Below are 14,716 nucleotides of genomic sequence, written 5' to 3' on the forward strand. Positions count from 1 at the left end.
CGCCACGCATGTCTTCGCGCCGCCGCGCTCTGAAGCTTACCGCCGGCGCTGCCGCAACGGTAGCGTCGCACCGCGCGTTTGCTGTTGGCGCGGACGCCGTAGCGCCTTCCGCCGCAGCGCCGGTATCGGCAGAAGGCGCGAGCGGCGCAGTGGTGCTGTTTCCGCTGAGCGCCGTGCGACTTGGTCCAAGCCCGTTCCTGGAAGCGCAGCAGACCGATATGCGCTACATTCTGTCGCTGGACGCGGACCGCCTGCTTGCGCCGTTCCTGCGCGAAGCTGGTCTGCCGCTCAAGCAGCCCACGTATGGCAACTGGGAGTCCACTGGTCTTGATGGCCACATGGGCGGCCACTACCTGTCGGCGCTGGCCCTGATGTACGCCGCGACTGGCGACAGCGAAATCCACAAGCGCCTGAACTATGCCGTGGCGGAACTGAAGCGCTGCCAGCAAGCCAATGGCAATGGCTACCTCGGCGGCATTCCCGGTGGCGCTTCCGCATGGCGGGACATCGCCAACGGAAAACTCCAGGCCGACAATTTCTCGGTCAACGGCAAATGGGTCCCGTGGTACAACCTCCACAAAACCTATGCCGGCCTGCGTGACACCTATACCTATACGGGCAATGAAGACGCACGCGCCATGCTGATCGCGCTGTGCGACTGGACCATCGGTCTGGCGGATCACCTCAGTGAAGAACAAATGCAGTCCATGCTGCGGGCGGAACATGGCGGCATGAACGAAGTGCTGGCCGATGTGGCGCAGATGACGGGCCAGCAGAAATACATGGACCTGGCAATCCGCTTCTCGCACCAGGCGATCCTGAAGCCGCTGGAACAGGGCAAGGACCAGCTTACCGGCCTGCACGCCAACACGCAAATCCCGAAAGTCATCGGCTTCAAGCGCATCGGCGACATCACCAGCCGCAAGGACTGGCAAAAGGCAGCAGCCTTCTTCTGGCAGACCGTCCACGATCACCGTACGGTCGCCATTGGCGGCAACAGCGTCAAGGAGCACTTCCATGACGACCGCGATTTCTCCTCGATGATCGATGAGGTGGAAGGCCCGGAAACCTGCAACACCTACAATATGCTAAAGCTCACCGAATTGCTGTTCCAGGGTGATGCCCAGGGCAGCTACGCGGATTACTACGAGCGCGCGCTGTACAACCATATCCTGTCGTCGCAGCACCCCAATAGCGGTGGCTTTGTCTATTTCACGCCGATGCGGCCTAACCATTACCGCGTTTATTCGCAACCGCAGAAGGCGATGTGGTGCTGCGTCGGCTCCGGCATCGAAAGCCACGCAAAGTACGGTGAATTCATCTACGCGCATCGCGGCGACCAGCTGTATGTCAACCTGTTCATCCCGTCGACGCTGGACTGGCGCGAGCAAGGCGTGCAAATCCGCCAGGCCAACCGCTTCCCGGATGAGGACCGCAGCACCATCACGGTCAAGGGCAGCAAGACCTTCACGTTGAAAGTCCGTTACCCGGAATGGGTCGAACAGGGCGCCTTGCGCATCACTGTCAATGGCAAGCAGGTCGCGGCCGCCATCGGCGCCGACCGCTATGTCAATGTGCGCCGCGCATGGCGCGATGGCGACAAAATCGAGATCCACCTGCCGATGACAACGCGGCTGGAGCAGATGCCCGACAAGTCAGCCTACTACGCGGTGCTGCATGGCCCCGTGGTGCTGGCGGCGAAAACCAATCCCTTCCCCGGTGAGCGGCTCAGCTATCTGGCCGACGACAGCCGCATGGGCCACATTGCCAGCGGGCCGGTCGTGCCGCTGGAGCAGGCGCCGGTGCTGGTCAGCGACAGCACCGCTTTCGCCAGCCGCTTCCGCCCGGTGCCCGGCCGTCCGCTGACGTTCACCGCGCCCGGACTGGTACAGGCTACCATCGCCGGCCCGACTACCTTTGTGCCGTTCTTCCGCGTGCATGATGCCCGCTACGTCGTCTATTGGCCGTATTCCACGGCGGACGGCCTGGCCAGGCGCCGCGCGCAGGCGGCACAGGACGAGAAGGAACGCCTGGCGCTGGACGCCCAGACCATCGACCAGGTGGCGCCAGGCGAGCAGCAGCCTGAGTCCGACCACTTTTTCAAGGCGGAGGGCGCGGACGCCGGGGTCAATAAAGGCAAGCACTGGCGCCATGCCACCGGCTGGTTCAGCTACGAGCTGACGGATAAGAAAGGCGAAGCACGCGTGCTGCGCTTGACATATTCAAAACTCGACGCCGGCCGCCGCTTCGATATCCTAATCAATGACAAGCTGCTGGCCGAAGTGCGGCTGGATGCCAGCGCGCCGCTGGAGCTGTACACCCAAGATTACGTCATACCGGCCGGCGTGGCAGCCGCTGGCAAGCTGGTAGTCAGGTTTGTGGCGCGGCAGGGCTCGGTAGCTGGAGGGCTGTATGGGCTGCGTCTGCTACGCTGACATACCAAAAAAGATATTGCAGAGTGTGAAAATATCATTGGATAGATATTTATGTTTCTCATAGTATTGATCCAAATAACACGATAAGAAAACTTACATCAGGAGACTTGCCATGATAAGTAATCGCAGAACCGTACTGTCCGCCGCACTGGCCGCCGTTATCACCCTGAGCGTGCCGAGTGCTTTCGCCGCCAAGCCGCTGGTGATCGGCTTCTCCCAGGTTGGCGCTGAAAGCGAATGGCGCACCGCCAATACCGTATCGATCAAGGACGCAGCAAAAAAAGAGGGCATCACCCTTAAATTCGCCGACGCCCAGCAAAAACAGGAAAACCAGGTCAAGGCGATCCGTTCCTTCATCGCCCAGCGCGTTGACGTGATTGCGTTCTCGCCGGTGGTGGAGTCGGGCTGGGATACCGTGCTGCGCGAAGCCAAGCGCGCCAACATCCCTGTGATCCTGACCGACCGTGCGGTGAACGTCAGCGATCCTTCGCTGTACGTCAGTTTCCTCGGCTCGGACTTCGTGGAAGAGGGACGCCGCGCCGGCCGCTGGCTGGTGGAGCGCCAAAAGAAGACGCCTGATGTCGCTTTGAATATCGTTGAGCTGCAAGGTACAGTGGGCTCCGCGCCGGCGCTGGACCGCAAGAAGGGCTTTGAAGAAATCATCGCCGGCAACGCAAAACTGAAAGTTATCCGCTCGCAGACCGGCGACTTTACCCGCGCCAAGGGCAAGGAAGTGATGGAAGCCTTCCTGAAAGCCGAGGGCAAGAAGATCAATGTGCTGTACGCGCACAATGACGACATGGCCATCGGCGCGATTCAGGCGATTGAGGAAGCCGGCCTGAAGCCGGGCAAGGACATCCTGGTGATTTCGATCGATGGTGTGAAAGGCGCATTTGAAGCCATGATCGCCGGTAAGCTGAACGTGACGGTCGAGTGCAATCCGCTGCTCGGCCCTCAGCTGATGCAGATCGCCAAGGACGTGGTGGCCAAAAAGCCCGTACCTAAGCGCGTTGTAACGCAGGAAGGCGTATTCCCGGCCGAAGTCGCGGCCAAGGAATTCCCGAACCGTAAATACTGATACCGATGACGATGAATTCTTCCGCACCCGCGAATCCGGTGCTGGAGCTGCGCGGCATCAGCAAAGCCTTCACCGGTGTGCAGGCTTTGAATGGCGTGTCGCTCAATCTGTATCCGGGCGAGGTGCATACGCTGATGGGCCAGAACGGCGCCGGCAAGTCGACGCTGATCAAGGTGCTGACCGGTGTCTATACGCCGGACCATGGCCAGATCCTGCTGGCGGGCCAGCCGATACAGCCGCAGTCCACGCTGGATGCGCAGAACCATGGCATCAGCACCGTCTACCAGGAAGTGAATCTGTGCCCGAATCTGTCGGTGGCGGAGAACATCTTTATCGGACGGTATCCGCGCAAGTTTGGCCGCATCGACTGGGCCGGCATGACCGCGCAGGCGAGCGCGCTGCTGGAGCGGATGCAGATTGGTATCGATGTGACGCTGCCGCTGGCGCACTATCCGCTGGCGATTCAGCAGATGGTGGCGATTTCCCGATCGCTGCTGGTATCGGCCAAGGTACTCATCCTTGATGAGCCGACTTCCTCGCTGGATGAAAAAGAAGTCGATCTGCTGTTCAGCGTTTTGCGTGGCTTGCGCGAGCAAGGCATGGCGATTCTGTTTGTGACGCACTTCCTGGATCAGACTTATGCGATTTCAGACCGCATTACCGTCATGCGCAATGGCGAGCGGGAAGGGGAGTACCTGGCTGCGGACCTGTCGCGCGTTGAACTGGTCAACAAGATGGTGGGCGCGGCTGTCGCCACCGAGGTGGCTGCTGGCAGCGCGCCCGCCAGCGCGACAGCGGCGGGCAAAGGTGCGGAGCCATCGCGCTTTCAGTCTTTCCTGCGTGCGGTTGGCCTGAGCCGCAAGGGGGCCTTGCAGCCGATGGACCTGGATATCCGCCAAGGTGAATTGCTGGGCCTTGCCGGCCTGCTGGGCTCCGGCCGCACCGAGGCTGCGCGCCTGCTGTTTGGCGCGGACAAGGCCGATGGCGGCACGATCAGCATCGAAGGCAAGGAACGCAATTTCACCTCGCCGCGCGACGCTATCGCCGCCGGCATTGGTTTCTGTTCTGAAGACCGCAAGCACGAGGGCGCGATCCTCGACTTGTCGGTCCGTGAAAACCTGATCCTGGCGTTGCAAGCCCGCCTGGGCATCATGCGCGCCATCCCCTTGAAACGCCAGCAGCAGCTGGCGGAAGAATACGTCAAGGCGCTGGGCATCAAGACCGCCAGCATCGAAACGCCTATCGGTTCGCTCTCCGGGGGCAACCAGCAGAAAGTGCTGCTGGCGCGCTGGCTGGTCACCGATCCCAAGCTGTTGATCCTGGACGAACCGACGCGCGGCATCGACGTGCGCGCCAAGCAGGAGATCATGGGCTACGTGTCGGCACTGTGCAAGAAGGGTATGTCCATTCTGTTTATCTCGTCCGAACTGCCGGAGGTACTGCGCGTCAGCGATCGGATTGTTGTCATGCGCGACCGCAAACAAGGCGGCGAGTATCCACGCGGTACGCTGGACGAAACCACCGTGCTGCATGTGATTGCCGCTGGAGATGTTAATGCATAAGCTGTTGCACCACCCTTTGTTCCGGCCGCTGGCCGCGCTGGCGATCCTGCTGCTGATTGATTTGGTCATGATTCCCGGCTTCTTCCACCTGGAGATCAAGGACGGCCACCTGTACGGCAGCCTGATCGACATCGCCAACCGCGCCGCGCCGCTGATCCTGGCGGCCATCGGCATGACGCTGGTGATCGCCACGCGCGGCATCGACATCTCGGTCGGCGCGACCGTTGCCATCAGCGGCACGGTCGCCGCGATGCTGATCGGCGGCACCATGGTCATGAATAACGGCACGCCAGAATATGTCGCCAACACGCCGATGTGGATTGCTTTGGCCGCCGCCATGGGCGCCGCGCTGCTGTGCGGCGCCTGGAACGGCGCGCTGGTCGCCGGGCTTGGCCTGCAACCGATTGTCGCCACACTGATCCTGATGGTGGCGGGGCGCGGCCTGGCGCAGCTGTTCACCGATGGGCAGATCATCACCGTCTACTACCAGCCGTTCTTCTTCCTCGGCAGCGGCTATCTGTTTGGCTTGCCGTTCTCGCTGTACATCGTGGCCGCCGTATTCATTGTCACCGCGCTGCTGCTGCGCAAAACCGCGCTGGGACTGTTCATCCAGTCGGTTGGCATCAACCCGGTGGCGGCGCGGCTGGCGGGCCTGAAGACCGCCGTGCTGATCTTCTTCGTGTATGTGTTCTGCAGCGCCTGCGCCGGGGTTGCCGGTCTGATGATCACCTCCAACATCAAGAGCGCAGACGCCAACAACGCCGGCCTGTTGCTGGAGCTGGACGCCATCCTGGCCGTCACGCTGGGTGGCACCTCGCTGGCCGGCGGAAAATTCAGCCTGGCCGGTAGCGTGATCGGCGCGCTGATCATCCAGACGCTGACCTACACCATCTACTCGCTCGGCCTGCCGCCGGAGGTCAATATGGTAGTCAAGTCGATCGTGGTCTTCGTGATTTGCGTATCGCAGTCGGCAGAGTTTAAAACCATGTGGCGCCGCGCTTTCCCGGCCGCCCGCGGAGGCAACGCATCATGAGCACCCTGAAACTTCCGGCGCCGTCGATCACCTCGTCGCCATACTTTACCTCGCTGATCACGGTGTTCCTGCTGGTGGTCCTGCTGGGCATGGGCGGTGCGGCCTATCCGGGCTTCCTGTCCTTGCAGGTGATGTTCAATCTGCTGATCGATAACGCCTTCCTGCTGGTGATCGCGGTCGGCATGAGCTTCGTCATCCTGTCCGGCGGCATCGACCTGTCGGTCGGCTCAGTGCTGGCGCTGACCACCATGATCTGCGCCTATATGCTGCAAACATGGCATGTGAATCCGCTGCTGGTGATTGTGATTGCGCTGGCTGTTGGCACGCTGTTTGGCGCCGCCATGGGCGCCTTGATTCACTACTTCAAGCTGCAACCGTTCATCGTCACGCTGGCAGGCATGTTCCTGGCGCGCGGCCTGTGCTACCTGATCAGCATTAACTCGATCACCATCGAAGACCCGTTCTTCGTCGCTATGTCGCAAACACAGCTGCCGGTTGGTGATTGCTTCATTTCGCCGGGTGCACTGATCGCCGTCGCCATGCTGGGCGTTGCCATCTACGTGGCGCACTGCACGCCGTTTGGCCGCGCCATCTATGCCATCGGTGGCAACGAGCAATCGGCGCTGATGATGGGCTTGCGCGTGGCCCGCACCAAGGTGCTGATCTATGCTTTCTCCGGCTTCTGCGCGGCGCTGGCCGGCGTGCTGTTCTCGTTCTACATGTTGTCCGGTTACGGCCTGCACGCGCAAGGCACCGAACTGGACGCCATCGCCGCCGTGGTGATCGGCGGCACGCTGCTCAGCGGCGGCTACGGCTATGTAGCCGGCGCGCTGACCGGCGTGCTGGTGCTGGGTTCCATTCAGACGCTGATCGCGTTTGACGGCACACTCAGTTCCTGGTGGACCAAGATCGTCATCGGCGGTCTGCTGTTCATCTTCTGCGTAGTACAACGCGTGATGACAATGCGCGGTAATAAAAAATAAACGACACACACTGGAGAGTACCTTGAAAAAAAGTCTGATGTTCGCTGCGGCGAGTCTGCTGGCTTGCGCCGCCCATGCGGCCAACCCGCTGTTCCCTAAACTGTTCACCGCCGACCCTGCGGCGTTGGTGGATAACGGCACCGTTTATCTGTATGTTGGCCATGATCAGGCGTCGCCGGCAGACAAGGACTACGTCATGAAAGAGTGGCGCATGTACTCCAGCTGCGACATGAAGAACTGGACCGATCGCGGTTCGCCGATCCAGCCATCGGCCTTCAAATGGGCAATCGGCAAAGTGGATGCGTGGGCGGCCGACGTCACCAAGCGTGACGGCAAATACTACTTCTACGCCACTGTGGACCACGCCAAAATTCCGGGCCGCGCCATCGGCGTCGCCGTATCGGACAAGCCGGAAGGCCCGTTTGTCGACGCGCGCGGCTCGGCGCTGGTCACCAACGACATGACGCTGGAAGCGCCGATTGCCTGGGACGACATCGATCCGGGCGTGTTCATCGATGACGACGGCCAGGCTTACCTCTACTGGGGCAACACGGTCATGAAGTACGCCAAGCTGAAACCGAATATGATCGAATTCGATGGCCCTATCCATACCGTCGGCATGGACCGCTTCACCGAAGCGCCTTACCTGCACAAGCACAAAGGCACATACTACCTGTCGTACTCGCGCGACTTCCCGGAAGAGACGGCGTACTACACCGGTCCCAGCGCCACCGGCCCATGGAAATTCCAGGGTGTGATCATGTCGAAGAACGAGAAGGTGAAAACCATCCATCAGGCCATCGTCGAATTCAACGGCAAGAACTACATCTTCTACCACAACGCCAAACTGCCGGGTGGCGGCGAGTACCGCCGTTCGGTGGCGGTGGAAGAGTTCAGCTACAACGCCGACGGCACCATTCCGTTCATCAAGCAGACCAAGGAAGGCCCGGCGGCCAATCCTAGTGCTGCTTGCAAGTGATATCGAAAACCACGATATTGCCCAATAATCAATATCGATCGTGATATCATTAAAGTATGGATACTAACCCGAACTGGTTCCTGCGCGCGCGCCTGAAAACGCGCCAGCTGCTGCTGCTGATTGCGCTGGACGAACAACGCAACATCCACCGCGCCTCCGAGGAGCTGCACATGACGCAGCCAGCCGCGTCCAAGCAGTTGAAGGACCTGGAGGAGATGCTGGGCGTGCAGCTGTTCGACCGGCTGCCGCGCGGCATGGAGCCGACCATTTACGGCGAGACGATGATACGCCACGCCCGCATGGCCTTGACCAGCCTGTCGCTGGCGCACGAGGACATCGTCGCCATCAAGGCCGGGCTGACCGGGCAGGTGGACATCGGCACCATCATGACGCCGGGGATCGCGCTGCTGCCGCAGGCGATCACGCGCACCAAGCAGCTGGCGCCCAAGCTGCGCATCGGCGTTGAGATGGAACTGTCGAATGTGCTGCTGGAACAGCTGCAGCGCGGCCGGCTGGACTTCATGATCGGCCGCATTCCGGAACGTGAAAGCGCGCAGGGGCTGAGCTACGAGGAACTGGGCGACGAGCCGGCGTGCGCGGTGGTGCGCGTTGGCCATCCGCTGATGAAGTCGAAAAACCTGCAACTGCGTGATATTTCGAATCAGCCATGGATCTTGCCGCCACAGGGCTCGATCCTGCGCGCGCGCTGCGAACTGATGTTCCGCCGCGCCGGACTGGAAGTGCCGGTCAACGTGGTCGACACCACAGCGGTGCTGCTGATTAAGCCGCTATTGCAGCAAACCGATGCGCTCAACGTGATGCCGATTGCGGTGGCCAAGTATTACGAATCGCAAGGTGTGCTGAGCATCCTGCCAATCGAGCTGCCATGCCGCATGGACGCCTTTGGCATCATCACTGTCAATGGCCACATCCTGTCGCCGGGCGCCGAGCTGCTGCTGAAATCCGTGCGCGAAGTGGCCCGCGAAATCTACTGAGCTGCCGCTTGCGCGGCCATGGCGCCTTGTCCATGATCTGTGCGTTGACTATCTTTGTGCCACGCCGCCGAACGACTCGAACGCCTCCAGCAGGATCTTGGCGCGGAAGGGTTTGAGGATGACACGGCTGACGTGGCGTTCACGCAGCTCGCGCATCAGGTCTGTGGTGGCCTGGTCCACCATCACGGCGATTGGTATCGCGGCGTCGCTGGCGGACATGCCGTTGCGGACCTTGTCGAGCAAGGCCAGATTGTAGTAGCAGCCGGCTTCCGCGCCGCAGTCGATCGAAATCACCGCGCCCTGGAAGGAGCGTTCGCGCAGCATGCGCTCGGCCGCCTGCACGGTGGCCGCCTCGTGCACTGTGCCGAGGCCGAGCGAGCGGGCCGTCATCGACACGGTCTTGCGCAGCAGTGGCTGCTCTTCCACCAGCAGCATGTTCAGATTCCTCATTGGTGCGTCATGCATGGGGAGCCTCCGGGCGGTTGGCTAATTCTTCCAGCAGCAGGTCGCGCAACGACGTCAGGATCGCCAACTCGGTGGCGTCCAGCGTGCGCGGCTCGTGATCGATGATGCACAAGGTACCGATGATAAAGCCCGACGGCATGCGTAGCGGCGCACCGGCATAAAAGATGACGTGCGGCGGATTGGTCACCAGCGGGTTGTCGGCAAAGCGCTCATCCGCGCGCGCGTCGGGGATGACGAACAGGTCCGGTTGCAGGATGACGTGGCCGCAGAAGGAGATATCGCGCGCGGTTTCGCACACATCTACGCCCACCCGCGCCTTGAACCATTGACGGTTTTCGTCGAGCAGCGAGATCAGCGCGATCGGCACAGCGAACTCCTGCGCCGCAAATTCCACGATCTTGTCAAAGCGTTCTTCGGGCGGTGTGTCCAGGATCAGCATCTCGCGCAGGACGGCAAGGCGTTCTTTGTCGTACGGAGGAATCGGCGCAGCTAACATGGCGTGGGGCGGCGCGGCGGCCGCGTAGTCGTGTTGTGCTTACTCTAACATCAACCTTGAGCGCTGGCGCGTTTCCGTGCCGTGGTGCGACATATTGTTGACTGAGTCAGCGATCTGCCGCAAAATCGCCGTATGCTGATTGTTGGAGTCTCCATGGCTGTTCCTATGTTTGATGACCGCGTTGCGGCGGTCCGTTCGTTCAACCGATTCTTCACCCGCCAGATCGGCGTGCTGCGCGAAGGCCTGCTGCACAGCGAATTTACGCTGACCGAAATGCGCGTGCTGTACGAACTGGCGCACCACGGCGACCAGCCGTCGGCCGCGCTGTGCCGCGACCTCGGCCTGGATCGCGGCTACCTGAGCCGCATCGTCGCCAAGTTTGAAAGCGCTGGGCTGGTCAGCAAAGTGCCATCGGCCACCGATGGCCGCGCCAAGCTGCTGCATCTGACCGCGCATGGCCGCGCTGTCTACGAGCCGCTGGACCGCCGCTCGCGCGACGAAGTGGGCGATATGCTGTCTCGCTTTGATGAGGCGGACCAGTTGCGCATGCTGGACGCGATGCGCACCATCCGCGAACTGCTGGACGCCGAAGCGGGCTTGAAATACGCCCAGCCGTTTGTGCTGCGCGCCCACCGTCCAGGCGATATGGACTGGATCACGCGCCGCCACGGCGACCTGTATGCGGCGCAGCAGGGCTGGGACCGCAGCTTCGAAACGCTGGTCGGCCAGATCTGCGCTGACTTCGAACGCGACTTCGATCCAGCGCTGGAGCATTGCTGGATCGCCGAGATGCATGGCCAGCCGGTCGGCTCCATTGCACTGGCGCGCAGCGGCGAAGAGGGTGTGGCCAAGCTGCGCCTGCTGCTGGTCGAAGAACAGGCGCGCGGCCTGGGCCTCGGATCACGGCTGGTGGACGAATGCCACAAATTCGCGCGCGCCGCCGGCTACCGCAAAATGCGTTTGTGGACCACCGACCAGCAACTGGACGCGCGCCACATCTACCGCAGCAAGGCTTATCGGCTGGTAGCGGAACAGCCGGTATACGCCTTCGACAAGAGCATGGTCAATGAGACCTGGGAGCTGGATCTCTGATCGGGTACTATGGCCGACATGATATGAATAACAGCGGGGATGTTATGCAAAAGAGCGGGGTGCTGGTGTGGTCGAAGCGGATATTGATTGGCGCAGTGGTGCTGTTGGTGCTGGCGATTGCCGCCGCCTGGCTGTATTTGCGCGGCAGTCTTGCACAGCTTGAGGGCGAGCGCAAAGCTGCCGGGCTTGAAACCACCGCCAGCATTGCGCGCGATGCGCATGGCGTGCCGGTCATCGCTGGCGGCAGTCGTGGCGACGTGGCATACGCCACCGGCTTCGTGCACGCGCAGGAACGCTACTTCCAGATGGATTTGCTGCGCCGCGTGCCATCGGGCGAACTGTCCGAATTGTTTGGCGAACGCGCGCTACAGGTCGACAAGTCACACCGCATGCATCGCTTCCGCGCCCGTGCCGAACTGGCGGTGAAAGCGTTGGCGGCAGCCGACCGTGCGCTGCTGGAACGCTACGTGGCCGGCGTCAACGACGGCCTGAATGCGCTGCGCGCCAAGCCTTTTGAATATGCGTTGATCGGCCAGTCGCCGCGCGCATGGACGCCAGCCGATACGCTGCTGGTGGTGTGGGCCATGTATTTCGATTTGCAAGGAAATTTGGAGTCGCGCGAACTGGCGCGCGGCTGGTTCCGCGATAACGCCAGTGAAGAACAGCGTGCCTTCCTGGCGCCGGAGTCAACGCCTTGGGATGCGCCGCTGGATGCGCAGACCATCGCCAGCGCCGATGTGGTGATTCCTGCCGCAGCGCCGGCATGGTGGGGCAAGCCGAAGGCCGCTGACGCGCCCGCGCCGGCCAGGGTGGCGCAGGCGGAATTCCTGAATACCGTCGGCAGCAACAACTGGGCGGTGGCGGGCAGCCGCAGCGACACCGGCGCCGCGATCATCGCAGACGATATGCACCTCGGCATTCAGCTGCCGGCCATCTGGTACCGCGCGGTCTTGCAGTTCCCTGACGGGAAGGGCGGCCAGCGCCGCATGGTTGGCGTCACGCTGCCAGGCGCACCGTTTGTAGTGGTAGGCAGTAACGGACATGTAGCATGGGGCTTTACCAACAGCTATGGCGATTATCTCGACTTCATTGAGCTTGACGGCAAGGAGACGCTGGTCACGCATGAGGAAACCATTCTGGTCAAAGGCGCGCAGCCGGTGAGGCTGGCAGTGCATGAAACTTCGCTAGGCCCGATCCGCGAAGTGCAAGGCCGCAGCTATGCGGTGCATTGGGCCGCGCACCTGCCGGGCGCGGTCAATCTGAATATTGCGCATCTGGAGACGGCCGATACACTGAAACAGGCGCTGGCGATTGCGCCGACCTTCGGCATGCCAGCGCAGAACTTCGTCGGTGGCGATGACAAGGGCAATATCGGCTGGACCATCGCCGGTCCGCTGCCGCGCCGCGCCGCCACTGGCAGCGCCTCGACCTATCCGCTGAAGCCCTATGATGCGGTCGGCCTGTGGCAGGGCTGGCTGCCGCCGGCCGAGTATCCTAAAGTGGTGAATCCGGCGACGGGCCACATCGCCACCGCCAACAGCCGCCAACTATCCGGCGCCGGCGCTGCGCTGATCGGCGATGGCGGCTTTGACCTTGGCGCGCGCACGCACCAGGTGCGCGACAACCTGGCGGCGCTGGGCGAAAAGACCGATGTGAAAAAGGTCTACGCCATCGGCCTCGATGACCGCGCCCTGTTCCTGAGCGCCTGGCGTGAGCGCGCCGTTACCGCGCTGGACGCCAAGGCCATCGCCGGCAATGCGCAGCGTGCCGAGGCGCTGGCACTGCTGAAAGACGGCTGGAGCGGCAGGGCCAGTGTCGATTCGGTTGCTTATCGCATCGCCCGTGGCTTCATGTACGCCATGTATGACATTGTGTATGAAAACGCCAATGCAGAACTGGCGAAGGTCGATCCGAAGGCGTCGATGGCGTCGGTGAGCGCGCGTTGGCCGGTGGTGCTGGCACGCGTGCTGGACCAGCAGCCGGAAGGCTGGCTGCCGTCGCAATACAAGGACTGGCAGGCTTTGCAGCTCGCCGCGCTGGACCGGGTGATTGCGGACTTGACCAAGGACGGCCAGCCGTTGAAGAACGCCACCTGGGGCCAACGCAATACCGCCGCCAGCGCGCATCCGATGGCCTCCGCCGTTCCGCTGCTGGGAAAATACCTGAAGGTCGCGCCGGACATGCTGGCCGGCGACCAGCACATGCCGCGTGTCGCCGGTCCGACGTTCGGCCAATCCGAGCGCCTGACCGTATCACCCGGCCATGAAGAGCAGGGCATCTTCAATATGCCGGGTGGGCAGAGCGGCCATCCGCTGTCGCCTTACTTCCTGGATGGCCGCATGGACTGGCTTACCGGGCGGGAGTCGCCGCTGCTGCCGGGGCCTGCGCAGCATACGCTGACGTTTGTGAAGTAAGCGGCCCGAGTCCGAACAGTGGGCGTAGCACGGCGATGCGGCGCGCCGCTTCAAATACGCCGAAGCTGATGCCGAAGGTCAGCACGACCAGGAACACACCTTCGATAGTCGGCGCCAGCTTGACCGGTTTGAGCCAATGGGCCATGGTGACAATCAGCGTCTGGTGCAGGATGTAGACCGGGAACACGGCTTCCGTCAAATAGCGGCGCTTGGCGCTGTCGAAATTCAGGTGGCGCCGTCCGAAGCCGCAGACCGTCAATATCGCCGTCCATTGGCAGACGCAGTAGACGGCGCGCATTACCGGCTTCCATTGCTGGACGGCGGGCATGTCGCCCAGCGCGTCAGGAATCGACCAGTAGCTGACTACCAACGCCCAGCTGCACAGCCACAGGCCAAGGCTGGTCCAGCGCTGCGCTTCCACGCGTTCCCAGAAGGTGCTCTGCATCGCCAGCAGTGCACCGAAGGCGTACAGAAAGAAGTACTGCGCATGGCTGTACCAGTCATCGACCAGCGCATGGGTGGTGGGGAAGCGTTCGACCAGTGCATAGCGCACGGCGGCCAGCACCAGCACCGGCAGCACGATCACGCGCCAGCCGCTGAGCAAGCGGCCCAGCGCGTTGGCGGCGGCGTCGAAGCGCGCGCCCAGCAGCCAGACCAGCAGGCCGCCGACCATGGTGTAAGCCCACAGGTAGGCCACGAACCACAGATGATTCCAGGTCGGCAGCCGCAGGCAATCATCGCCGCGGCAGAAGCCGTGATAGGCGGCCACGTAGCGCTGCATGAATTCGGCATAGCTGCCCTGATAGGCGATCTTCTCGACGATTTCGAAATAGGCCTGCGGCGGCACGATGACAAACATGCCAAACACCAGCGGCACCAGCAGCCGCCAGCTGCGCTGCCGCAGCAGCGCGCCGATGCGAAATTTCTTCAGCATGAAGGCCGTCGCCACGCCGGAAATCATGAACAGCAGCGCCAACCGCCATGGCGAGGACAAAATCATCAGCGGCTCGATGGCGTTGCTGGCGTAGGGACTTTTGACGTGCCAGTCCCAGGTCACGTAATACATGCCGGTGTGATAGAGGATCAACAGGCAAAAAGCGAAGATGCGTATCCAGTCGAAAAAATACAGGCGTTGGTGATTCATTGCTGGCTCCTTGAGAATGAAGCCAGATTAAGTGCGCACC

The 14,716-nt window shown here is 62.0% G+C and carries 12 protein-coding genes; 9 read left to right on the plus strand and 3 right to left on the minus strand.

The window, feature by feature from the left end; all coding sequences use genetic code 11:
• Positions 1–8: 8 nt before the first annotated feature.
• The 7 genes from KW842_RS18170 to KW842_RS18200 all read left to right on the plus strand — a co-directional run bounded on the left by KW842_RS18170 (position 9) and on the right by KW842_RS18200 (position 9,065).
• Positions 9–2,435, plus strand: a complete 2,427-nt coding sequence (locus KW842_RS18170; RefSeq protein WP_218305508.1) for a glycoside hydrolase family 127 protein — start codon at positions 9–11, stop codon at positions 2,433–2,435.
• A gap of 112 nt (positions 2,436–2,547) precedes the next feature.
• Entirely contained in the window at positions 2,548–3,513 is a 966-nt protein-coding gene (locus tag KW842_RS18175) for an ABC transporter substrate-binding protein (protein WP_218305509.1), read from the plus strand.
• A gap of 5 nt (positions 3,514–3,518) precedes the next feature.
• Entirely contained in the window at positions 3,519–5,075 is a 1,557-nt protein-coding gene (locus tag KW842_RS18180) for a sugar ABC transporter ATP-binding protein (protein WP_218305510.1), read from the plus strand.
• Entirely contained in the window at positions 5,068–6,108 is a 1,041-nt protein-coding gene (locus KW842_RS18185; RefSeq protein ID WP_373925206.1) for an ABC transporter permease, read from the plus strand. Before KW842_RS18180 ends, KW842_RS18185 begins: the two co-directional genes overlap by 8 nt.
• The gene (yjfF, locus tag KW842_RS18190; RefSeq protein WP_218305512.1) at positions 6,105–7,091 is read left to right on the plus strand and encodes a galactofuranose ABC transporter, permease protein YjfF; all 987 of its coding nucleotides are present in this window, start codon (positions 6,105–6,107) and stop codon (positions 7,089–7,091) included. Before KW842_RS18185 ends, yjfF begins: the two co-directional genes overlap by 4 nt.
• A gap of 37 nt (positions 7,092–7,128) precedes the next feature.
• Positions 7,129–8,070 (plus strand): glycoside hydrolase family 43 protein, encoded by a 942-nt coding sequence (locus tag KW842_RS18195; RefSeq protein ID WP_218305590.1) that lies wholly within the window; start codon positions 7,129–7,131, stop codon positions 8,068–8,070.
• Between the two features lie 56 nt (positions 8,071–8,126).
• A complete protein-coding gene (locus KW842_RS18200; protein ID WP_218305513.1) occupies positions 8,127–9,065 on the plus strand; it encodes a LysR family transcriptional regulator in 939 nt (312 codons plus the stop codon).
• Between the two features lie 48 nt (positions 9,066–9,113).
• Here the strand turns inward: KW842_RS18200 and KW842_RS18205 are convergent, their stop codons facing one another.
• Together KW842_RS18205 and KW842_RS18210 are read right to left on the minus strand one after the other, a co-directional pair.
• Entirely contained in the window at positions 9,114–9,530 is a 417-nt protein-coding gene (locus tag KW842_RS18205) for a response regulator (protein ID WP_218305514.1), read from the minus strand.
• A complete protein-coding gene (locus KW842_RS18210; RefSeq protein ID WP_218305515.1) occupies positions 9,523–10,026 on the minus strand; it encodes a GAF domain-containing protein in 504 nt (167 codons plus the stop codon). The genes KW842_RS18205 and KW842_RS18210 overlap by 8 nt, the downstream gene beginning before the upstream one ends.
• Positions 10,027–10,179: 153 nt before the next feature.
• Here KW842_RS18210 and KW842_RS18215 point away from each other — a divergent pair, with 153 nt between their 5' ends.
• Positions 10,180–11,118 (plus strand): bifunctional helix-turn-helix transcriptional regulator/GNAT family N-acetyltransferase, encoded by a 939-nt coding sequence (locus KW842_RS18215; protein ID WP_218305516.1) that lies wholly within the window; start codon positions 10,180–10,182, stop codon positions 11,116–11,118.
• Between the two features lie 44 nt (positions 11,119–11,162).
• Positions 11,163–13,532: a penicillin acylase family protein gene (locus KW842_RS18220; RefSeq protein ID WP_218305517.1), complete on the plus strand. Its 2,370-nt coding sequence runs from the start codon at positions 11,163–11,165 to the stop codon at positions 13,530–13,532.
• Here the strand turns inward: KW842_RS18220 and KW842_RS18225 are convergent.
• A complete protein-coding gene (locus tag KW842_RS18225; protein WP_218305518.1) occupies positions 13,468–14,676 on the minus strand; it encodes an acyltransferase family protein in 1,209 nt (402 codons plus the stop codon). The genes KW842_RS18220 and KW842_RS18225 overlap by 65 nt on opposite strands.
• Between the last annotated feature and the right edge of the window lie 40 nt (positions 14,677–14,716).

It is taken from the genome of Duganella sp. sic0402, from assembly GCF_019219065.1.
GTDB lineage: Bacteria > Pseudomonadota > Gammaproteobacteria > Burkholderiales > Burkholderiaceae_D > Rugamonas.

Bases quoted from the DNA above. Each gene is read 5' to 3' on its own strand.
- KW842_RS18215 (WP_218305516.1), top strand. From the start codon at position 10,180: ATGGCTGTTCCTATGTTTGATGACCGCGTTGCGGCGGTCCGTTCGTTC.
- KW842_RS18210 (WP_218305515.1), bottom strand. From the start codon at position 10,026: ATGTTAGCTGCGCCGATTCCTCCGTACGACAAAGAACGCCTTGCCGTC.
- KW842_RS18175 (WP_218305509.1), top strand. From the start codon at position 2,548: ATGATAAGTAATCGCAGAACCGTACTGTCCGCCGCACTGGCCGCCGTT.
- KW842_RS18185 (WP_373925206.1), top strand. From the start codon at position 5,068: ATGCATAAGCTGTTGCACCACCCTTTGTTCCGGCCGCTGGCCGCGCTG.
- KW842_RS18205 (WP_218305514.1), bottom strand. From the start codon at position 9,530: ATGCATGACGCACCAATGAGGAATCTGAACATGCTGCTGGTGGAAGAG.
- KW842_RS18195 (WP_218305590.1), top strand. From the start codon at position 7,129: ATGTTCGCTGCGGCGAGTCTGCTGGCTTGCGCCGCCCATGCGGCCAAC.
- KW842_RS18170 (WP_218305508.1), top strand. From the start codon at position 9: ATGTCTTCGCGCCGCCGCGCTCTGAAGCTTACCGCCGGCGCTGCCGCA.
- KW842_RS18225 (WP_218305518.1), bottom strand. From the start codon at position 14,676: ATGAATCACCAACGCCTGTATTTTTTCGACTGGATACGCATCTTCGCT.
- KW842_RS18200 (WP_218305513.1), top strand. From the start codon at position 8,127: ATGGATACTAACCCGAACTGGTTCCTGCGCGCGCGCCTGAAAACGCGC.
- KW842_RS18180 (WP_218305510.1), top strand. From the start codon at position 3,519: ATGACGATGAATTCTTCCGCACCCGCGAATCCGGTGCTGGAGCTGCGC.
- yjfF (WP_218305512.1), top strand. From the start codon at position 6,105: ATGAGCACCCTGAAACTTCCGGCGCCGTCGATCACCTCGTCGCCATAC.
- KW842_RS18220 (WP_218305517.1), top strand. From the start codon at position 11,163: ATGCAAAAGAGCGGGGTGCTGGTGTGGTCGAAGCGGATATTGATTGGC.